Below are 19,445 nucleotides of genomic sequence, written 5' to 3' on the forward strand. Positions count from 1 at the left end.
GGTGTTGATCGACAACGAATGGGGGAGCTTGCGATGAGCGGAGGAATTCCGGCCGAGCATTCGCCGGAACCGCCCAGCACTGGTGAGCCGCCTCTCGCCGAGCCTGCGGGCAGGCGGTGGGTGCCGCGCGTCCTGACGCCGGACTCGGTGGAGGGCGTCGACGTCGTCGAGCTGGCCGACGAGTTCGCCGGGGCCCGCGGTGAGCCGCACGCGAGCCCCGCGGACAGGTTGGCCGCGGGCGTCATCGTCCTCGGCGAGTCGCTGGAGACCGGCGACTGCGGGCTGGTCGCGACCTGGCTGCGCTCGGCGCCCGCCGATGTGCGCGGGCCGGTGCTGTCGGCGGTGCTGGCCGCCGGCCCGCCGCGCGAGGTGCTCACCGACCTGGCCGCCGAGCACGCCGGCCGCGCCCGGGTCGCCTTGCTGCGCTGCGAGGTGGCCGAGGTCGTGGAGGGCGGCGCGGATGCCGACCTGGCTCCGCTGACCCCGCACCCGTGGGGCGCGGACGAGGTGGAGGAGGCCCGGACGCTGCTCGCGGAGGCCGCGGCCGCGGTCTCCCCGGATCGTGTGGACCCGCTGCTGCGCACCGCGACCAGGTTCGGCGTGGACTTACCGTCGCGCCGCTTCGCCGCCGAGCGGTTCGTGGACTGGTGGGCGTCGAACCCCGGTTCGGCGCTGGATCCGGCGCTGTGGCCGTGCGCGGACGAGCTCGTCGCGCTGCTGCGGGACACGCTCAACGAGCGGCTCAAGCACTCCGAGGTCGTGCTCACCGCGGTGACCGAGCACTGGTGGCCGTTGCTCCGGCACATCGCCACCGACCCGTTCGAGCCGCTGGACGCCGCGATCATCTCGGCGGCGGTGCGCGCCAACGGCGACGTCCGCCGCGAGACCGTCGAGAAGTTCGTCGAGCGGCTGCGCGCACCCGATCTCCCCGACACTCCGGAAGCCGTGCTGGCCGCGCTGTTCGGCGCTGCACCGCCCACTGTGGACGAACTGAACCGGTTGATCGGCGCACTGCCCGCGACCGCCGTCTCCGAGCCGGTCGCGCAACGGGCGTTCGCGGCGTTGAGCAAGGCCAAGGTGACCGCCCGCCACCTCGACGTGCTGCGCATGCTGAGCCATCACCTCGGCCCTGACCAGCGCGAGCTCTGGTCGCAGGACGGCCGGTTCCGCTCCTGGCTGGCCTCGTTCTGCCGGGGTGGTGAGGTCGGCTCGGTGGAGGACGTGTCCGAGCGCGTGCTGCGCGCGAGGATGCCGGAGGCCCTGACTGCGCTGCTGGCGGCCGAACCCCGTTCGGCGGCGCGCGCCATCGGATCGGCGGGGCAGGTCCTGCAGCGGCTGATGATGCGCGAGTTGCCCGCGGTGTGGAACGACGGTCAGGCGGAGGAGTGGCGCGGGGACCGCGCGGTCGCGCTCGCGTTCGTGCTGGCCTGGTCGGACACGGCGAGCGCCGACGCGCGCACGGCCTACGACCGGGAGCTGGAGCGCTGGGTGCGCCGTCACCGGCGGGCGGATCACCGGCGGATCAGCCGTGTGCTGCGGACATCGGCGGCCGATCACGCCGCGGGCTGGCACGAGTGGCTCCAGGAGATCGTCACGAACCCCGCCGAGGCGGATCGCGGTGTTCGACGGTGGTGGCACCGGCGCCGTTGAGTGTCTGGAGCAGTTCAGCTCGCTCACTGGAAAGGGTTGTCGTGCCGCCGAGTGACACTCAGGGTTAATCGCGGACATTCCTCACATCAAAAGTGTATGACTGGTCACGGTGGGATAACGATCGAGGTCTCTCCGGGCATACTCCTCGTGGGTAGTCACCGCGCAGGGCAACCGCCACATCACCGCCGGTGCCCGCGCCCAAGCAATTCCACGGGAGGTTCGCTCATGGGGGCGGCGCTCAAAGCGCACGCGGCATGGCTGGTCAACGCGCTGAGCATCGGACGGAACCCGCTGCGCAGACCGATCGACCGGCTCGCCGCCGGGCTCACGTTAATGCTGCTGATGGTCGCGATGATCGCGGTTCCGGTGTCCGGGATGTTCGGCGAATCCATGCACCGGGACCTCTCCGAGCGCGCGCGGCAGGCGGCCGGTGCCAGTCGGCCCGTGACGGCGGTCGTCACCAGCCCGCCCTCCCTGAGCATTCCCGTCTCCGAGGTCTACAGCCAGGACGCGGTCAGCTCCACAGCCGTCGCCGAGTGGCGGACGGGCCTGCACGAGCACAGCTCTCGCGTGCAGGTTCCCTCCGGGGCGAAGGTCGGTGACCCCGTGGAGGTGTGGGTCGACCAGCGAGGAGAACGCGTCCCGCCGCCTCCCGACGCGAGCGCGGTGACGGCCTCGGCGGTGTTCGCCGCGCTGTTGCTGCTGGTGGTGCTGGAGATCGGCAGCTTCGCCCTGATCGGTGCGGTCCAGGCCGCTGCGCGCCGGGTCGCCATGCACGCCTGGGCGCGCGAGTGGGATTACGTCCAGGGCGGCGGGACCTGGTCCCAGCGCTGACCGGACGCGCGTTGACCTGCGGTTCCTCTCGTCCTCGTCGCCCGGGAACTTGAGCCGTTGTGGCGGCACCGTTATCGAGTAGCGACGCCCGCGTAGGCTGCCGTCACCCGGTCGGGTTAAATGTTGCCGCCGAACTTGTCAGCGGGACCCGGCGCTGTGTTTGGGTACCCGCGTGGATCTCCACAGCGGAGTTGCACCTTTGACGAGTCGGTCGTTGCCGAAGACGGGCACGTCATCGCAGGGGGGAACGCCCGCCCGCTGAACGATCACGAGGGGAAGCGGCACATGGGGGAGACGCAGTCGACCGAGACGGCCGAGAGCGTGCCGATCTACGAAGAGCTGGCCAGCGAGCTGTGCGATCCGGCCGACACCACGTGGCAGTTTCCGCCCGTGCCGTCGTTCGCCTCGGAGCTCGCGGAGGCGGTCGAAGGCGGCGGGGAGTCGGCCGCGGTGGCCAGTTGACCGGATCGCCCCGGTCTCATCGACGGGTGTAGCCGGTGTCCGGCGCCGCGATGTCCACGTGCTTGGTTTCGCGGGAGAGCGCGAACGCCACCAGCGACACGAGCGCGGTGAAGATCATCCACACCGCCACCAGCCGGCCCGTTACTCCGCTCCGGATGACCAGCGCGGAGGCCACCGGCGGTGAGACCACCAGCGGGGAGAACCCGCCCAGCGCCGCACCGATCTCGCGGGACGAGGCGAACCCGGTGTAGCACGCGGGCGCCGAAGAGCTCGGCGTAGAACGCGGGCTGCGCGGCGATCATCGGAGCCAGGCCCAGTCCGGCCGCGATCACCAGCGCTCTGAACCGATGGCGGCGCTGCTTATCTGTGCTCCTCGATGCGTTCAGGGGCACGGAAAATCGATGCGGACAACGGTTTTCGCGCTGCGCCGGAAATGACGAGGTTGCCCGCAACCTCCATGTGCGGACAATTCGCGGTCATAGTGCCACAACGAATCCACCCCCGGAACCGCCCAATCCACGCACTTCGGGCGACAAGCCCGGACGCGACCACCTTGAGGTGGAACGAAGGGTTGACGCTGTGGTCACGTTGTCGACGTTGGTCGGCAGTTCCCAGTTTTAGTCCAAACCGAGGACGTTCCGCGCCCGAAATGTCGGCTCAGTTATGACTAAAACTGGGATTTGGTGCGGCGGGTGTCGTTGTCTTCAGGTGTGGGACTCAGCTGGCACCGCGGTGCCTTCCCCTGTGGGGATTTCTCACCCGGCGTCTGGCGAGTACGCCGCGACGCCGATGGCCACCCCGGGGTAAGCGGAAGACATCAGGAGTGGCGCACGGAGTCCAGGCGGCGTGTGAGGTTCCGCCACCTGCACCGCCAAGCAAAGTGATTCTGCAATGACCCCTAAAACTGGGTGCTGCCGAGGGGCTACCAAGCGGGTGCTTGCTTGGGTAGGGTCGTGCCGGGTTCGCGACGCTGGTGTCTGACCCGGGAGGACTAGATGGCTCGAGCGCAGGGCGTGGAGTCGATTCCGGCTGCTGTCCGGAACGCGGCGGAGCGCTTCAGCGAGGTCGAAGCGCTGGTGGACGGTTCGGTCCGGTTGACCTTCGGTCAGCTCGCCGAGCGCGTCCGGGAGTTGGCGCGGATGTTCGCCGCGGTCGGGGTCAGGCCTGGTGACCGGGTGGCCTTGAACTCGCCGAACACCCACCACTGGGTGCTGGCCGCCCTCGGCGCCTCCTACGCGGGAGCGACGCTGGTCCCGGTCAACACCCGCTTCACCGGGGTCGAATCAGCGGAGCTGCTGCACCGCAGCAAGGCTCGCGTCCTGGTCGTGGCCGACGAGTTCCTGGGTGTGGACCGGCTCGCCGGAATCCACGAGGCCGCGGGCGACGGACCGGGAGAGGTGGTCGCCGGACTGCCCGAGTTGCGCGCGGTCCTGCGCGTCCCGGTCGGCACCGCCTCGCCGGCGGGTCCCGGCGTGCACGACTGGGACGAGATCCGCGAACTCGCCGCGAAGGTGCCCGAATCCGAGGTCGAGCGTCGCGCGAACGCGGTCACCGCCGACGACCTCGCTGACGTGCTGTTCACTTCGGGCACCACCGGCCGTGCCAAGGGCGTGATGTCCCTGCACCGTCAGACCCTCGGCGTGGCCACGGCGTGGGCGGAGTGCGGCAAGGTCCGCAAGGGCGACAGGTATCTGCTGGTCAACCCGTTCTCGCACAGCTTCGGGTACAAGGCCGGGATCCTGGTGTGCCTGCTGACCGGGACGACGATGATCCCGCAGGCCATCTTCGACGCCTCCTCGATGCTGGACGTGATCGACACCGAGCGGATCTCGATCCTGGCCGCCGCGCCCACGATCTTCCAGACGCTGCTGCACGCACCGGAGCGCGGTGGCCGCAGCCTGCCGGGGCTCCGCCTGGCGGTCACCGGTGCCGCGACGGTCCCCGTCACGCTGGTCGAGCACATGCGCTCCGACCTGGGTTTCGACACCGTGCTGACCGCCTACGGCCTGACCGAAGCGGTCGTGGCGACCATGTGCCGGCCCGGCGATGACGCCGAAACCGTCGCGCGCACCTGCGGTCGTGCCACTGCCGGCTTCGAGGTCGTGGTGGTCGACGCCGATGGCAAGGAGATGTCTCCTGGTCAAGCGGGCGAAGTCGTGCTGCGCGGCCCGAACGTGATGCGCGGCTACCTCGACGACCCGGGGGCCACCTCGCACGCCATCGACGTCGACGCGCGGTTGCACACCGGCGACATCGGTGTCCTGGACGAACGCGGGTACCTGCGGATCACCGACCGGCTCAAGGACATGTACGTCTGCGGCGGTTTCAACGTCTACCCGGCGGAAGTGGAGCAGGCGCTGGCCTACCTCGACGGTGTTCGGGACGTGGCGGTGATCGGCGTTCCGCACGAGCGGCTGGGTGAGGTCGGCAAGGCCTACGTGGTCGGTGACGACTCGCTGACCGAGGAGTCCGTGCTGGCGTTCTGCAAGCAGCGGTTGGCCAACTTCAAGCTCCCGCGATCGGTGGAGTTCGTCGAGGAACTTCCCCGGAACGCGTCGGGGAAGATCCTCAAGCGGGTGCTCGCGGAGAGGTGAGCCGGTCCAGCAGTGCCGATTTGATCGACGGGCGCGAGCCGAACAGCAGCAGGAACGTGGCTTCCCGGACCAGCCGTTGCGCGTGACTGCCCGGCAGCACGGATCGGCTGCCGTGGTGCACCGCAGCAGCTGAGGCGGCGCGCATCGCGAGCTCGGAAGCCTGTGCTCGCGCGTCGGAGAGCTCGTCCTCGGTGGCGGCGACGAGTTGGGTTCGCGCGGCGTCGAGTTCGCCGGGGAGATCACCTGCGTCGTCGCCGAGCATCGAGATCGCGCGGCCGGCCACGCCGAGCGCGAGGGCGCCGTTGAACCGCACAGAACTCGAATCGCGCTTGAGGTACTCGGATTGCGGGACGGTGGAGACGATCCGGTCGCGCGGCACGAAGTGCCTGTTGAACCGGAGGGTCACGGTGCCGCTCGCCTGCACTGCCAAGAGATCGAGGGGTTCGGCGCGCAGCGTGTCGTTGTCCACGCCGTCGAGCATGGCGAAGACCAGGGTGTCCTCGGAGTTTCGGCCGGCGACCAGCAATGAGTCGACCATGCCCCAGCCGGTGAACCAGGGTGCGACGCCGTCCAGCAGGTAGCCGCCGACGATCGGTTCGGCGCGCAGCGGCGGTGGGCCGGTCCGCAACGCGGAACCGAGCGCGATCCCGCCCCGGCGCTTGCCTTCGAGCAAGCCGGGGAAGTAGTTCTCGCGCAAATTCCTGTTCTTGGTCGTCTCCGCGGCGTTGAGCACGCCGTGGTGCTGGATCCACACGAACGTGGTCGTCAGGCAACCGCTGGCGAGGACTTCGATGAGCCGCAGGACGGATGGGAAGTCGCCGATGTCGAGGGTCGCTGCTTGCGGTGATGCGGCGAGTCCGTAGAAGCCGTGCTCGGCGAGCAGATCGAAGTGGCTCTCCGGGACCCGGTCAGCGGCGTCGACCTCCAGCGCCGCGGGGAAGAGCACGTCCTCGGCGATGCGCCGAGCATCCTGCAACGCAGGCGACTCCTGATTCATCATCCCAGTTTCCCCCAACCTCTCGGACCGGCACGACAGGGCGTGATCAACTGCTGGCGGCTCGGTGGTGGGCCGCCGGTTCTGGCAAGCCGTTCTCGAGCAGGTCGAAGACCGCGTCGAGCGCCGAGCCCGGGTTCGGCTCCCTGCCGATGAACTGCGGTACTTCCAGGACGTACCTGGCGGCGGCGCGAGCGGTGACGTCGTGCGAGTCGCGGCCGAGCTCGACGGCGATGGCTTCGGCCAGCGGTTCTTCGCAGCGGATCCAGAGCTTGCGCTGGTAGTCCGCCAGTTCCGGTGTGCGCATGACCAGGTCGGTGAAGCGCGCGAACTCGGGGTTCGGGTCTTGCACGAACGGGCCTCGTCCGGCCATGAACTCCTTGAGCGCCTGCATCACCGTTTGGTCGTAGCGGCGTTCTCGCACGGCGTTGAGCAGGCCCTCCCTGCGCTCGGAGCCGTCGTCGAAGATCAACGCCACCTTGCCGTCGGGGACGTGCTTGAACACGGTCGGCACCGAGATGTCGACCGTGTCGGCGATCTGCTTGACGCTGACGCGGTCGTAGCCGTGATCCAAGAACAGGGCCAGCGCCGCTTCCGCGAGCGAGCAGCGGGTTTGGGCGTTCTTGCGCTCGCGACGCCCCTGCGTTGCCGGACTCATGCCCGAAGCCTAGCACGAAGAGCTAACCGAGTAAAAATATTAAGCGACTTGTCATTTTTATCGACTTGTGGTTCTCTGGGGGTGTCCGACCGACGAAGAGGGGGTGCTCGTCATGGCAGAGCAGGACGAGCGAACGGCAGTGCTGGTCGTCGGAGGCAGCCTCGTGGGCCTGTCTGCGGCTGTGTTCCTGTCCCGACGCGGGGTGCCGACGGTGGTGGTGGAGAAGCACCGGGGGAGTTCGCCGCATCCGCGAGCGATCGGCTACACCACGCGCACCGTCGAGCTCTACCGCGCGGCGGGCGTCGAGCTTCCGGCCTCGGCGTTCTCCGGTCCGCCACGGCGGGCGCGGGTTTTCAGCCTCGCGGGGGAGTGGTTCGAGGAGTCCCCGTGGACTCCTGGCGAAGCGGCTCCGCAGCAGGAGCTCTCGCCGGTTTCGGGCACCGCCATCGCTCAGGACGGTCTGGAGCCGATCCTGCGCGAGCGCGCAGGCGATCTTGGCGCGGACTTGCGATCGGGTGTCGAACTGGTCGAGCTCGCGCAGGAGGAGGACGGCGTGCTCGCCACGCTGCGGGAGCGCGATGGTGGGCGTGAGTACCGGGTTCGGGCGGAGTACGTGATCGCCGCTGATGGAGCAGGCAGCGGTGTGCGGGAGCGCCTCGGCATCGGCCGGAGCGGGCAGGGCTTGCTGTCAGTGCAGCGCAGCATCCTCTTCCGCGCCCCGATCGACCGATTCCTCGAACGCGGCGTCTCGCAGTTCCAGATCGACCAACCCGACTTCACGCCGTTCCTGACGACCTACTCCGACGGTCGTTGGGTCCTGATGCTCAGCGACGACGTGGATCTCGACGAGGACGAGCAGCGGGAAGCGGTGTGCCGGGCCGTCGGCATCCCTGACCTGGAGGTGGAGCTGATCACCACGGGCCGCTGGGAACTGGCCGCGCTCATCGCCGACAGGTTCGCCGACGAGCGGATCTTCCTGGCCGGTGATGCTGCGCATCAGCTCCCGCCCAACCGGGGCGGTTTCGGCGCCAACACCGGTATCGAAGACGTGCACAACCTCGCGTGGAAGCTCGCCGAGGTGCTGGACGGTCGGGCCGACCCGGCCCTGCTCGAAACCTACGACGCCGAGCGCAGGCCCATCGCCTGGCTCCGGCACCAGCAGATCTTCGCCCGCGCGGATTTCAAGGCCCACCTCGAAACCGAAGACCGGGCAACCGAAATCCTCGACGACGCGGCCGTCGAACTGGGACAGCTCTACCGCTCAGCAGCGGTGATCGGCGCCGACGACGCCCTACCACCCGCGAAACGCCCGGACGAATGGGTGGGCCAACCGGGCACCAGGGCCCCGCACCTGCGCATCAACGGCGATGACGCCTCTACGCTAGACCTCTTCCAGCGAGGGTGGGTCCTGCTCTCCGCAGATGACTCGTGGGCGGAGGAGGTCGAGCACGCCTCTGAAAGCACCGGTGCACCAATCGAATTCGTCCGCATCGACGTAGGCGGCTTCCCAGCGGCGTACGGCGTCGGAGCGGTCGGTGCGTCCCTGATCCGACCAGACGGCTACGTCGCCTGGAGAACGACGGCGGAGCCCGAGGGCCAGTGCGGTGCGCTGGCCGCCGCGTTAACGGCGGTGACCGTGCCGGCGAAGGTGTGAATCCGCAGATCACTCACCGGGGAGGCGTGGTTCGGCCATGCGCACCCCCGCGGTTCTCAGCCGTTCGTCGAAGGCATCCGCCAGGTCGTTGAGCGCTCGTTCGCAGTCGCCCGCGTGGGCGGGGCCGTGCATCAGGCCGAGCGTGCTGGGTCGGAGGTTCGCGAGTGAGCGGATGGTGGGCGCTGTGGACGGGGTGAGGCAGGTGGCTCCGAAGGTGTCCTCGGCGTTCAACGCCGCTCCGACGATGTCGGTTTCGGTGAGCGAGGTGGTGCGGCCGAGCGCGGTGAAGAGGTCGCCGCAGAACAGGGTTCCGGTCGTCTCCTCGAACAGCAGGCCGGCGTCCCATCCGTGCGGGACGTGCGGTGTTTCGATGCGACGGACGCGTTTGCCGCCGAGGTCCACCACCTCACCGTCCGCGAGCTGCCGGGGCGGCCGGTTGGCCATGTCGTTGATCGACAGCCGGCAGCCGAGGACGCCGTGCGCGATCTGCGAGGACGGCGCTGCCTGCAGCCACTCGTTCATCGACCCGCACTCGTCGGCCTCGAGATGTCCGAAGGTGATCCACCGCAGGCGGGACAGCGGCACGATCCGCTGCACCGCGGCGGACACCTCGGGGAACAACCCGCGCATCCCGGTGTGGAACAGCAGCGGCTCGTCCGCGATGAGCAGGAACTGGTTGAACACGAGGCCGGGCGGCTCGACGTAGGTCGAAATCCGGTGCACCCCGTCGGCGATCTCGGTGGTCTCGGTCGGCATCGCTGGTCCCCCACTCCAGCCGGTGGTATCCGAACGCGCCCAGTGTGGCCCCAACCCCCGACAGGGACCGGGGATCGGGGGACCGGGCGGTGCGTGGGGAGGTGGGCGCACCGCCCGGTCTGAGGGCTCGGCGTCGTGTCGGGGGCGCGGCGACGTCGAGCCTGGTCTGGGGAGTCAGGAGGAAGGGGCTTGGCTTCCGGGCGTCATGGGGATCTTGGCGAGGTGGTGGGCCTTGACGTTGCAGTCGGGGCAGGTGGGCCAGAACCACGCGAACGTCGAGTTGTCGGTGCGGATGCCGTCGCCGCAGAGGGCGGTGACCTCCGTGCCGTCCGGCCACCCGCCGGGAGGTCTCGCCTCGCCGATCGCGTGCCGCCGGCCCTCCCCAGGCGACCAGCTGAACGGGTGCGGCCGGTATCTCGTCTCGCCCATGCTGCAGCGCCTCCATCTGCGGTGATCTCTGGTCAGTGCGACGTGGGCCACAAGATCGGACCTACATGAGCGAAGGTATTCCATGTGTACACATGAGCCAATTACCGAACTGGGTGAACGCAGTGTCGGCACTTGTGTTGCAGGATGATCCGCAGCCACAGGCAGCGGTGAAGCCAGGGAGCGCGAGAGATGGTCGAAGAACACGTGGACGACGGGCCTGGCCCCAACCTCCGTCGTCGAGAGCTGGGCCGCGAACTGCGTCAACTGCGTGAGAAGGCGGGCAAGAAGGTCGCCGACACCTCCCGGTACGCGGGTCTGACGGTCACGACGATCAACCGGATCGAAGGCGGGAAGCAGGTCATCCTGCCCCGGAACGTGCGGTTGCTCTGCCAGTTCTACGGCGTGGAGGCCCAGCTGTCCGACAACCTCGTCCGCCAAGCCGAGGAATCCAACGAACGCGGTTGGTGGGCGATGTACTCCGACACCATGCCGGAGTGGTTCGAGAAGTTCGTGGGTCTGGAGTCAGATGCGGACGAGTTGTGGAACTACTCGCCGATCGTGGTGGACGGGCTCCTGCAAACACCGGAGTACGCGCAGGCCATGTTCGGACTCATGGCCTCGGCTGATGAGCGAACGCTCCAGCGTTCCATCGATCTCCGCACCGCGCGGCAAAACCGGGTCAACTGCGAGAAGAACCCGACCCGCCTGCACGTCGTGCTGGACGAGGCCGCGCTGCGGAGAGTGGTCGGCGGCGAAGAAGTTCTCGGCAACCAGCTCCGCTATCTCATCGAGGTGGCGGAGAAGCCCAACGTGACGATCCAGGTGATGCCCTTCTCTGCGGGGGCTCATCTTGGCCTGCAAACACCGTTCTCGATGCTCCGCTTCCCCGAGGGGTTCGACGACATGGATGCCGTCTACGTCGAGAATCTTCGAGGTGGTGTCTGGCTCGAGCGGCCGAACGACATCAAGCACTACACCGAGGTCTTCGAGCAGATGCGTGCTCGTGCTCTCACCCCGGAGGAGTCAACGGAGTTCATGGATAGCCTTGCGTCGTCCCTGTGAAACAGTTGCAAAGGGGAGGACGCGAACATGCAGGACCTCGCACGCGCCACGTGGCGGAAGTCGAGCCGGAGCACCGACCAGGGCCAGTGCGTAGAGCTGGCGCAGAACCTCCCGCAGGTCAGCGGAATTCGTGACTCGAAAGCTCCGGAGCAATGCGCTTTAGTCTTCTCCAAGCGCCGGTTCGCCAACTTCATCGCTGCGGTCAAGGCTGGTGAGCTGGACCGTTGACGCGTGGCGCTCGCCTGCGCGGCGGGGCCGTGTCGTTGGTGAGATGTGACTCCTGTCGCGGTCGCCTCGGCCGGGTGTGCGGTTAGCCTGGCGCAGTCCTGGTGATCGCTGGTGAGGAGTTCGCGACCATGAGCGACCGGGTGGGCGGCTCGAACCGGCACGGCAACGCCGGCGGACTGCGGATTTCCAAGGGGATCCTGGCCGGTGGTGCCGCCGTTTACCTCGTCACCATGGGCGTTCTGCAGTACAACTTCTCGCGAATGCACGATCAGCTCGATTCGGTCACCGCGAACCTCGCGCACACCAATCAGCAGTTGTCCGCGCTGGGCAACCTCGAATCGCTCAAGTCCGAGATGTCGAAGCTCGATCAGAACATCGTCGCGATGCGCGGTTTGATGGGGCCGTTCCCGGACATGGCGCGCAGCGTCAGCGCGCTCAACGGGCAGATCGAGAGCCTGGGAAGCACCATCGCGGCGTTGCAGGGCGACACCGCAGGGCTTCCCTCGGTGGCGGCGAGCATTCGGCAGATGAGCGCCGAACTCCGCAGCATCACCGGACGCATCGACGAGATGAACCGAAACGTAGCCGTGACCAGTGGAAACGTTGCTGACATGGGTGGCGGTGTGGGCACGATGCAGCACGATCTCGCCGAACTCCGGTCCGACGTCGCGGACATGGACCAGCGACTCAAGTACATCCCCAAGGCGCCGGGCTGATGACTCTCCACTGTGGAATCAATTTTGCCGGGTCGGCGGAAGAAGTCATGCCGTAACGGCAGGGTTGCCCAGCCGGATCGTCGCATATCTCACAGTTCGAACGGTTGAGGTAAACAACTGATCACGATGCCCCCGGCGTTCGCGGTGAGTTGCGGTGTGTGGCTAATGTTGTGTCATGGCGATCTCATTGTGCGCGCCATCGGAAAGGGGCTTCTTTCCTTGTTTTACCTGGGGGATCGATGAGCAAACCTGACGAACAGGCTTCTCAGTCGCTCGCGGAATCGACGGCATCTGTGGATGCGATGCGTGATGCGGTGGAGTCGCTGGACCTGAAGCTGGACCCGCAGGCCGGTGAGACGATCCGCGCCGCGCTCGAGGAGCGCTTGGCCTCGGTCGACTCCTGGCTGACGCAGGCGCGGAACCTCGCCCGTCAGGCGCCGCTGGGGGAGAACCCGGTAGGCACGGCGATGGCGCAGAAGTTCGCCGGCCGGGCCGAAGGCGGCGAGAACTCCCTGGTGTCCGTGCTGACGCGCTATCGAGAGGTCCTCACCGACGCGCGCGAGGCCATCCAGAGCGCGATGCGCACCTACCGGGAGACCGACCAGCGGGTCGCGGACTCCTTCCAGAAACTCATCTGATCCGCCAGCACCTGGTCGAGGGGAGAGATCATGCCTCAGGATTCACCAGACCGCGCGTTGGTGGAGACGCAGAACTGGGCTTCGCGCAGTCACCGCGAGCTCTACGACGCCGTGCACATCGCCAACGACCCCGGGCGGGTCGGGCAGCTCGCCGATGAGTGGAAGAAGCTCGGTCGCGAGATGGCCGAGTCCGCCGACCGCATGTCGGACAAGCTCCGCTCCACCGAGTCGGGCTGGCAGGGACAGGCCGCCGACGCCGCGCGTTCGGCGATCCAGAAGCTGGCGGATTGGAGCCGCGACGCCGGGGAGTCCGCGGATGCGCTGGCCGGACGCATGTCCGAGCAGGGCCGCATCATGGAGACCGCCAAGGCCGAGATGCCCGAGCCAGTCAAGGGCGGCAAGGAGATCCACGCTCGCGCGGTCGCCACTTTCGCGACCGGCGACCTGGAATCGTTCACCAAGGCGATGGACGATCTGCACACCAACCAGGAGCGTTCCTCCGGCGCGCACGAGCAAGCCGTGCGCGTGATGACGCGGATGGAGGAGTCGTCGCGCACCGTCGACGACGACACGCCCCGCTTCACGCAGCCGCCGGACCCCGTCGAGGAGCTCAAGACCCGGTCCACGACCAAGGCGGCTGCCGCGTCGACCGGTGTGGAGGGGAGCTCGACCGGCGGGGAAGCACCGACTCAGCAGCAGTCGGCCGCCGGGGCCGAAGCGACTCAGAAGATGACCCGGCCCGCGTCCGTCGGCCAGCAGCCGTCGGCTCCGCCGCTGGCCGCGCAAACCGGGCCCGCCGGCACCGGCCCGGACGGTGCGCCGCTGGCCGCGCAGACCGGCCCTGCTGGCGCCAACGCCCCGACGAAGCGGATGCAGATCCCCAAGATCGGTGGCTCGGTCGACGGGCCCACGGTTCGCGCATCACCGGTGAAACCCGCCAACGCCAACCCCTCGAACCAGAAGCCTCCGTCGTTGGAGGAGCACAAGCCCAAGAGCACCAACCCGCAGAGCACGACCGCGTTCCCGGGTGGCGACAGGCAGAACGAGAAGACCAAGAAGATGCGGTCCCTTCAGGGTCCGGACGCCGGTGGTCATGGGCCGGGAGGACGTCGTCCCGGTGGGCCGAACAACCGCGACGGCAATCGGGACCGGCGTGGGCAGATGCCTCCGATCCCGCCGACCGCCGGCCCTGAAGGCCAGATCCCGCCCATCGGAACGACGAACGCGGCGAGCGGGGGTTCGTTCGGCGGCGGCGGCGGCGGGGGAGCTGCGCCGCCGATGCCCCCCAGCGGTGGCGCAGCCGGCGGGAACATGGCCCCCGGCGGCATGACCGGTACCGGAGGAGCTCCGGGAGTCGACCACGGTGGATCCGGCCCGAGCCAGGCCGGCGGTGCCGGCGCGGGACAGGCCGGATCCGGTGGTGCAGGCGGAATGATGGGCGGTGGCGCCATGGGCGGCGCGATGGGCAACCGCGGCGGCCAGGGCGGCCAGGACGAGGAGCGCAAGGCCAAGTACGTCGAAGGCGGTCCCGTCGTCGAGGTCCCGGGCAAGGACCTCCCGCCGCCGGTGATCGGTGAGGGCAAGAAGAAGAAAAAGAGCGAAGAATGACGAAACCGGACTTCGTGCTGTCCGCCGCCGAATTCGACCTGGTCTGGTCCTCGCTCGGGTTCGGCAAGATCCCGTACCCGCTGGAGGTCCCGAGCCTCGGTGCCACGATGGAGCAGCGGTCGGACCTCACCGCCGAGGCGTTCAGGGCTCTGGCCGGACGCGGGCTCGCCGCAAATCACGAGCTCGCCCCGCGATTGGTCGACCTGCTCCGGCTGCTGGTGGACAACGACACGTCGGTGGACTTGATAGGCCACCGCGAGCAGCCGATCCGCGCACTCGCGGCCGTCACGCGACGCAACGGGGTGCTCGCCGAACTGGCCGGGGACGAACTGCGGTTGACCGAGATCCGCCCGACCGCGCTGGCCATGTCCGCAGTGGGAGTCCTGCCGCCCGGCGAACCCGGCCAGCAGCGGGCGATCTCGGTACCGGCTGACGCGCTGGCGAAAGCCCTCGAAGAGGACGAGGACGATCCCTTCGGCGGCGATGTCGAGGAAGACGTCGCGCTGGTCAAGGCCGGGTTGTCGCCGCAGGACGCGGCCACCGTGCTCGAACTGGCCAACACCCGGCGCGCGGGCGGGCAGTTCGGTGTTTCACGCGGAACCCGGCGCGCCACAACCATCGTGACCTGGTTCGACACCCATCAGGGCCGGTACCTGATGGTCAGCGCGGGCTCGTGGCTCAGCATCGCGCCCGCCGACAACAAGCGCATCGAACACCGACTCGCCGACGTCGTGGCCGCGGTCGCGTGACCACACGAGGAAGCAGGGGGAACGCATGACGTCGTTCAACGTCCAGGCCGAAGAACTGACCGCGCACGCCAGCCACCTGGACGGGCTGACGGATCGTCTGGACACCGCGATTTCGGCAGCCGAGACCGTGAGCATGTCGGACGAGGCGTACGGACTGCTGTGCTCGTTCCTTCCTCCCATCGTCAACCCGACGGAGGAGGAAGGCCTGAACGCGCTCAAGGCCGCCAAGGAGGGAGTCACCGTCACCGCCGACAACGTGCGCTCCACCGCCAGGGACTACCAGGACACAGACGACGCGAACGCGAAGTCGCTCAAGCCGTTCGACGAGGCGGTCCAGGTGAACGAGTCGGCGGTGGCGCTGCGCGGGGTTCCCGCGGTGGGCGACGGCGGTGGCGCACCGCAGCAGCAGGCGACACCGGCGATGCAGCCGCAGGAGCAGGCGTCGCCGGTGTTGGAGCAGGTGTCGCCGGTGGTGGAGCCGCAGGAGCAGGCGTCGCCGGTGTTGGAGCAGGTGTCGCCGGTGGTGGAGCCGCAGGAGCAGGCGTCGCCGGTGTTGGAGCAGGTGTCGCCGGTGGTGGAGCCGCAGCAGCAGGCTGTGTCCCCGGCGATGCAGGGTGACCTGCGGGCAGAACCCCTGCGGCCGATGGATCGCGGTACACCGGCCTAGCCGGTCGATTCACACCGAAACTGAGGACTTCGAGATGTCGACGGAGGTTGTGCGATGACGGGCCAGGGCTCGGGAGGATTCGCGGTTGCCGGGGCCGACCCCGACGAGGCGGAGCGACGCATCCAGCAGTGGGCGCAGGGTTTCGCCGAAAAGGCCCAGCGCTACCAGGAGGTGCAGGCGCAGACCGAGCAGCTGAGGCTATCGGCCAGCAGCCCGGACGGTCGCATCAAGGTGACCGTGCGCGCGGACGGCAGCATCACGGACCTGGAGTTCACCGACAAGGTGCGCTCCATGGCCCCGAACGAACTCGCCGCGCAGATCCTCTCGACGATGCACCGCGCGCAGGCCGACATCGCGAGCAAGGTCGGCGAGACCATGACCGCGACACTCGGCGACGAGGACCAGCAGACGCGCTCGATGATGCTGGACAACCTGCGCGAGCGGTTCCCGGAGCAGTCGGACGAGGAGCTCGAGCCGGAGACCTCGTCGAAGTGGGACGGTCCGGCCGAGGAGGAAGAAGCCCCCGCGCCGCCTGCGAAACCGACTCCGCCTGTCGCACCCACGGCGACGACGCCTCCGGCGCAGCCGAAGAAGCCGCGCTTCGAGGATGAGGACGACGACGAGTTCGGCCCGGACTTCGACCCGTTGCGTGATTGATCTTTTCTGATCCGACTCTTGTCGGCTGATTCTGGGGGTTGTGGTGGGTAATCCGTTGGTGGCGGAGCGTGAGGATTCGACGCAGTCGTTCAGCGGTATTCAGATCGCGGAGTCGGTTACTGATACGCAGAAGGCGATTGAGTCCGGTGATTGGGCCGCGGGTGTGATGGGCGCGGTGGGGGCCGGGCTGGATGCGTTGAGCATGGCGTTGGATCCGTTTGGTGCGATTTTTTCGGCTGGTGTGGGCTGGTTGATGGAGCACGTCGGGCCGGTGTCGGATGCGTTGGATTCGTTGACCGGTGATCCGGATGAGATCAAGTCTCATTCGGAGACGTGGAAGAACATTTCGGCTGAGCTCGAGGCCGTCAACACCGAGATGCGGGATCTGGTCAAGGCTGATGTTGCGAATTGGATGGGGGAGGCTGCTGATGCTTATCGGGCGCGTAGTGAGGACACCGCGAATCTGATTGCGGCGGCGAAGTCGGCTGCTGATGGTGCTGCGGATGGCATCGGTACGGCGGGTGAGGTTGTTGCCGGGGTGCGGACGTTGGTGCGTGACATCATCGCTGAGCTGGTGGGTCATCTGGTCAGCTGGGCGTTGCAGGTCATCTGCACGCTGGGCATTGCGATGGCGTGGGTGGTCCCGCAGGTCGTTGCCGAGGTCGCGAAGGTCGCCTCCAAGATCGCCGACATCACCACCAAGCTGGTGAAGGCGATGAAGGCTCTCACCCCGCTGCTGAAGAAGCTTTCTAAGGGCTTCGGCGACGCGGGCAAGCAGCTGAACAAGATCAAGGCCGACGGCAGCAAGAACAACGGCCCGGGAAATGCGAAGAACCCGGACGTACCGCACGCGCCGACGGGGCCTCAATCGAACGCCACGCCCAAGAAGGATGGTCCGGCATCGACATCGTCGCAGAGCGCGGACCCGCCTCCCACGTCGAAGAGCCCGGACACTCCGCCGCCCACTGACGTCGGTGCGGGCAGAGGCGGCCCAAGGGGAGACGGCCCGCCCCCGTCACAGTTCGGCGCCCCCCTCCGTCCACCGCCTCCCCAGACTCGCACGGGGCGGCCAATCGCCCGCCCGCCCAGGGGACAGCAGCAGGTTCCGCCGCAAAACCCGGTGCCTCCGCCGCAGCCGCAGGTGGTCAGTGCATCCAGTTTCGCGAACAAGCAGGAAGCAGACCAATTCATGCGGGACCATTTCGGCCCCGTGCAGCAGATCAACAAAGACAAGTTCGACGCCCAGGTTCCCGGGCACAACACCAACTGTGGCAACTGCACGGTCGCTACCGCCCACACCATCAAGACGGGGACTCCGTACCAGGTGGACCCGGCGAAGCCCATGACACTCGATGACGTGGGCAAGGGTTCTGTTCCGCACGGGTCCGCAGGCAAGTTCGATCCAGTTCCAGGCGGTTACAACGAGCTCAGCCAGTCCGTCGCTCAGCAGCCACCCGGGTTCGTCGCCTCCGTTGCGGCGAAATGGGACGGCGACGAGATCGGGCACTTCTTCAACGCGGTCAAACATCCCAACGGCGCGGTTGTCTACGTCGACGGACAGAGTGGAATGCCCGCGGACATCAGCAGGCCGCCCCGCGAGCTGTACGCGATGGGTTACCCGAACCAGAACACGGTCAACGTGCAACCGCCTGGGCCGCCGCCCAGCGCTCCGGCCGCACCAGCGAACCCACCTGCCGTGGACGACTACGACTTGATCGAGTAACCAGAACCCTTCTTGGACCCGATGCCACAGAATCGAGAAGTCGCGACATGATCGACCCGATACACAGCGCAGCCGCCTGGCTCGACCAGGCCTACGGCGGGCACATCGGCGTCATCGACCCGGCCCCGATCGTTGAGGGCCGGCACAGTTGGCTCGTCCGGTGCGGCCACCGCGACGATGCGGCGCAGCCCATGCTGGCCGGCACCATCGCCGTGCCGAAGAACGGTCGCACCCCGTTCCCGGTTGCGAATGCCGCTCCGATCGACGAAGCCCTGAACCTCGCGCCACCGCCACAGCCGGTCTTCCCAGGACAGGAACCCTGGCGCTGGCGCGTCAACGCTCGCAACTGCGTGGTCGCGATCGATGCCGTGCTACGGCGAGCTCGGGCGAGCGCGCTGCCCTGGAACCCGGACGACGAGCGACCCGACTGGTGGACTCGTCTGCTGGACGGCCATTTCCCGGACGCGACCACCACGACGCACGGCACATGGGCCAGTGCGCTCGATGTTGTCGCTGCAGCGGGGCCCGGAACGTGCGCGGTTATTTGGCTGCGACGCCAGTACAGGGGTGTGGAGGTCACCGGGCACCTGCTGTATGCCACGTACTTCAACGACGCCGTGATGGTGCTCGATCCGCAGCGCGGGATGCCTGCCGAGATCAAGGAGCAGGAGGTTCTTGAACTGGCGGTCGCCGCGTTCCGACGAGAGCCGGTGACCTCTGATCCCATCGCGGTTCCTTGGCAGTTCCCGGCCATCGATCTGGACTCCGCGGTGGCCAAGGCCGCTGCGTGGCTTGACGCCACCTATGGCGGCGAGGTGACGCTGGTGGCCCCGGCCGCCGAAGACGAGCTACGCCGAGGCTGGCTGTTCGCGTGCACCACCGAGACGTTCAAGAACACCGGTGACTGGCGTGACCAGCTGCTCGATTCCGCGCTCGTCGTCCCCAAGGAAGCGGACGAGGACCCGTTCGGCCTGCCTAACGCGGACCCGTGGCAGTTCCTCCAGCGCTGGGACCAGCACGCGCAGGATCTGCCGACGCCGCCGGACTCCGGGCCTGCCGCGTGGTTCAAGCCGACGATGCGCGAGCTCGGACCCGTTCTCGGCACGAGCAACCACGCCGATTGGGCGGAGGTGATCAACGAGATCTCGGCTCTGCCGGAGGACGCGGCCGCCGTGGTCTGGCTGCGGCGGAGGGACTGGAGAGGCCGGGAAACCGTGGGACAGCTGCTCGCGGCTGCCAACGAGGGGGGGCGGGTACGCATCGCGGACCCGCAGAACCCAACCGCTCAGCCCCAATTGGAGAGCAGTCCCTTCGGGTTGCTCGTCGTCAGCTATCGAGCCATGCCCGCACGGCTGTGACTCGGCAA

The 19,445-nt window shown here is 68.1% G+C and carries 19 protein-coding genes; 15 read left to right on the forward strand and 4 right to left on the reverse strand.

What is annotated here, in order from left to right; genetic code table 11:
- Positions 1-33: 33 nt before the first annotated feature.
- From FHU35_RS23710 to FHU35_RS23720, 4 genes are all read left to right on the forward strand, one after another.
- Entirely contained in the window at positions 34-1,650 is a 1,617-nt protein-coding gene (locus FHU35_RS23710; RefSeq protein WP_145743440.1) for a GTPase-associated protein 1-related protein, read from the forward strand.
- A 225-nt stretch (positions 1,651-1,875) separates the two neighbouring features.
- Positions 1,876-2,484, forward strand: coding sequence for an Rv1733c family protein (locus tag FHU35_RS23715; RefSeq protein ID WP_145743442.1), 609 nt, complete (start codon positions 1,876-1,878; stop codon positions 2,482-2,484).
- A 285-nt stretch (positions 2,485-2,769) separates the two neighbouring features.
- On the forward strand, positions 2,770-2,946 hold the full coding sequence (locus tag FHU35_RS29425; RefSeq protein WP_186459579.1) for a hypothetical protein: 177 nt from the start codon (positions 2,770-2,772) through the stop codon (positions 2,944-2,946).
- A 995-nt stretch (positions 2,947-3,941) separates the two neighbouring features.
- The gene (locus FHU35_RS23720; RefSeq protein ID WP_145743444.1) at positions 3,942-5,540 is read left to right on the forward strand and encodes a FadD3 family acyl-CoA ligase; all 1,599 of its coding nucleotides are present in this window, start codon (positions 3,942-3,944) and stop codon (positions 5,538-5,540) included.
- Here the strand turns inward: FHU35_RS23720 and FHU35_RS23725 are convergent.
- Both FHU35_RS23725 and FHU35_RS23730 read right to left on the reverse strand, forming a co-directional pair.
- A complete protein-coding gene (locus FHU35_RS23725) occupies positions 5,515-6,537 on the reverse strand; it encodes an acyl-CoA dehydrogenase family protein (RefSeq protein WP_145743447.1) in 1,023 nt (340 codons plus the stop codon). The two genes, FHU35_RS23720 and FHU35_RS23725, sit on opposite strands and share 26 nt — an antisense overlap.
- A 46-nt stretch (positions 6,538-6,583) precedes the next feature.
- On the reverse strand, positions 6,584-7,192 hold the full coding sequence (locus tag FHU35_RS23730; RefSeq protein WP_145743449.1) for a TetR/AcrR family transcriptional regulator: 609 nt from the start codon (positions 7,190-7,192) through the stop codon (positions 6,584-6,586).
- A 112-nt stretch (positions 7,193-7,304) separates the two neighbouring features.
- Between FHU35_RS23730 and FHU35_RS23735 the strand changes: the two genes are divergently transcribed.
- Entirely contained in the window at positions 7,305-8,846 is a 1,542-nt protein-coding gene (locus tag FHU35_RS23735; RefSeq protein ID WP_145743451.1) for an FAD-dependent monooxygenase, read from the forward strand.
- A gap of 9 nt (positions 8,847-8,855) precedes the next feature.
- On the opposite strand, the gene FHU35_RS23740 is transcribed toward FHU35_RS23735, so the two are convergent.
- Together FHU35_RS23740 and FHU35_RS23745 are read right to left on the reverse strand one after the other, a co-directional pair.
- Positions 8,856-9,602: an oxygen-binding di-iron domain-containing protein gene (locus FHU35_RS23740; RefSeq protein ID WP_145743453.1), complete on the reverse strand. Its 747-nt coding sequence runs from the start codon at positions 9,600-9,602 to the stop codon at positions 8,856-8,858.
- A 174-nt stretch (positions 9,603-9,776) separates the two neighbouring features.
- Positions 9,777-10,031, reverse strand: a complete 255-nt coding sequence (locus tag FHU35_RS23745; protein WP_145743455.1) for an HC3 family zinc finger protein — start codon at positions 10,029-10,031, stop codon at positions 9,777-9,779.
- 189 nt (positions 10,032-10,220) lie between these two features.
- On the opposite strand from FHU35_RS23745, the gene FHU35_RS23750 reads away from it, so the two are divergent.
- The 10 genes from FHU35_RS23750 to FHU35_RS23800 all read left to right on the forward strand — a co-directional run bounded on the left by FHU35_RS23750 (position 10,221) and on the right by FHU35_RS23800 (position 19,437).
- Complete coding sequence (locus FHU35_RS23750) at positions 10,221-11,093, forward strand: helix-turn-helix domain-containing protein (RefSeq protein ID WP_145743457.1); 873 nt, start codon at positions 10,221-10,223, stop codon at positions 11,091-11,093.
- Between the two features lie 27 nt (positions 11,094-11,120).
- On the forward strand, positions 11,121-11,321 hold the full coding sequence (locus FHU35_RS23755; protein ID WP_145743460.1) for a DUF397 domain-containing protein: 201 nt from the start codon (positions 11,121-11,123) through the stop codon (positions 11,319-11,321).
- A gap of 128 nt (positions 11,322-11,449) precedes the next feature.
- Positions 11,450-12,037: a hypothetical protein gene (locus FHU35_RS23760; RefSeq protein WP_145743462.1), complete on the forward strand. Its 588-nt coding sequence runs from the start codon at positions 11,450-11,452 to the stop codon at positions 12,035-12,037.
- A 302-nt stretch (positions 12,038-12,339) separates the two neighbouring features.
- Positions 12,340-12,675 (forward strand): hypothetical protein, encoded by a 336-nt coding sequence (locus FHU35_RS23765; RefSeq protein WP_246110531.1) that lies wholly within the window; start codon positions 12,340-12,342, stop codon positions 12,673-12,675.
- 30 nt (positions 12,676-12,705) lie between these two features.
- Positions 12,706-14,283: a PPE domain-containing protein gene (locus FHU35_RS30230; RefSeq protein WP_145743466.1), complete on the forward strand. Its 1,578-nt coding sequence runs from the start codon at positions 12,706-12,708 to the stop codon at positions 14,281-14,283.
- Entirely contained in the window at positions 14,280-15,032 is a 753-nt protein-coding gene (locus FHU35_RS23775; RefSeq protein WP_145743468.1) for an ESX secretion-associated protein EspG, read from the forward strand. The genes FHU35_RS30230 and FHU35_RS23775 overlap by 4 nt, the downstream gene beginning before the upstream one ends.
- Positions 15,033-15,057: 25 nt before the next feature.
- Entirely contained in the window at positions 15,058-15,699 is a 642-nt protein-coding gene (locus FHU35_RS30330) for a type VII secretion target (protein WP_222429479.1), read from the forward strand.
- Between the two features lie 54 nt (positions 15,700-15,753).
- Positions 15,754-16,356, forward strand: a complete 603-nt coding sequence (locus tag FHU35_RS23790; protein WP_145743470.1) for a YbaB/EbfC family nucleoid-associated protein — start codon at positions 15,754-15,756, stop codon at positions 16,354-16,356.
- 58 nt (positions 16,357-16,414) lie between these two features.
- Entirely contained in the window at positions 16,415-18,079 is a 1,665-nt protein-coding gene (locus FHU35_RS30450) for a toxin glutamine deamidase domain-containing protein (RefSeq protein WP_425474175.1), read from the forward strand.
- A gap of 47 nt (positions 18,080-18,126) precedes the next feature.
- The gene (locus tag FHU35_RS23800; protein WP_145743475.1) at positions 18,127-19,437 is read left to right on the forward strand and encodes a YrhB domain-containing protein; all 1,311 of its coding nucleotides are present in this window, start codon (positions 18,127-18,129) and stop codon (positions 19,435-19,437) included.
- Positions 19,438-19,445 lie beyond the last annotated feature (8 nt).

It is taken from the genome of Saccharopolyspora dendranthemae, from assembly GCF_007829955.1.
Lineage (GTDB): Bacteria > Actinomycetota > Actinomycetes > Mycobacteriales > Pseudonocardiaceae > Saccharopolyspora > Saccharopolyspora dendranthemae.

Coding starts and splice junctions, on each gene's coding strand:
- FHU35_RS23710 (WP_145743440.1), top strand. CDS start 34: ATGAGCGGAGGAATTCCGGCCGAGCATTCGCCGGAACCGCCCAGCACT.
- FHU35_RS23715 (WP_145743442.1), top strand. CDS start 1,876: ATGGGGGCGGCGCTCAAAGCGCACGCGGCATGGCTGGTCAACGCGCTG.
- FHU35_RS29425 (WP_186459579.1), top strand. CDS start 2,770: ATGGGGGAGACGCAGTCGACCGAGACGGCCGAGAGCGTGCCGATCTAC.
- FHU35_RS23720 (WP_145743444.1), top strand. CDS start 3,942: ATGGCTCGAGCGCAGGGCGTGGAGTCGATTCCGGCTGCTGTCCGGAAC.
- FHU35_RS23725 (WP_145743447.1), bottom strand. CDS start 6,537: ATGAATCAGGAGTCGCCTGCGTTGCAGGATGCTCGGCGCATCGCCGAG.
- FHU35_RS23730 (WP_145743449.1), bottom strand. CDS start 7,192: ATGAGTCCGGCAACGCAGGGGCGTCGCGAGCGCAAGAACGCCCAAACC.
- FHU35_RS23735 (WP_145743451.1), top strand. CDS start 7,305: ATGGCAGAGCAGGACGAGCGAACGGCAGTGCTGGTCGTCGGAGGCAGC.
- FHU35_RS23740 (WP_145743453.1), bottom strand. CDS start 9,602: ATGCCGACCGAGACCACCGAGATCGCCGACGGGGTGCACCGGATTTCG.
- FHU35_RS23745 (WP_145743455.1), bottom strand. CDS start 10,031: ATGGGCGAGACGAGATACCGGCCGCACCCGTTCAGCTGGTCGCCTGGG.
- FHU35_RS23750 (WP_145743457.1), top strand. CDS start 10,221: ATGGTCGAAGAACACGTGGACGACGGGCCTGGCCCCAACCTCCGTCGT.
- FHU35_RS23755 (WP_145743460.1), top strand. CDS start 11,121: ATGCAGGACCTCGCACGCGCCACGTGGCGGAAGTCGAGCCGGAGCACC.
- FHU35_RS23760 (WP_145743462.1), top strand. CDS start 11,450: ATGAGCGACCGGGTGGGCGGCTCGAACCGGCACGGCAACGCCGGCGGA.
- FHU35_RS23765 (WP_246110531.1), top strand. CDS start 12,340: ATGCGTGATGCGGTGGAGTCGCTGGACCTGAAGCTGGACCCGCAGGCC.
- FHU35_RS30230 (WP_145743466.1), top strand. CDS start 12,706: ATGCCTCAGGATTCACCAGACCGCGCGTTGGTGGAGACGCAGAACTGG.
- FHU35_RS23775 (WP_145743468.1), top strand. CDS start 14,280: ATGACGAAACCGGACTTCGTGCTGTCCGCCGCCGAATTCGACCTGGTC.
- FHU35_RS30330 (WP_222429479.1), top strand. CDS start 15,058: ATGACGTCGTTCAACGTCCAGGCCGAAGAACTGACCGCGCACGCCAGC.
- FHU35_RS23790 (WP_145743470.1), top strand. CDS start 15,754: ATGACGGGCCAGGGCTCGGGAGGATTCGCGGTTGCCGGGGCCGACCCC.
- FHU35_RS23800 (WP_145743475.1), top strand. CDS start 18,127: ATGATCGACCCGATACACAGCGCAGCCGCCTGGCTCGACCAGGCCTAC.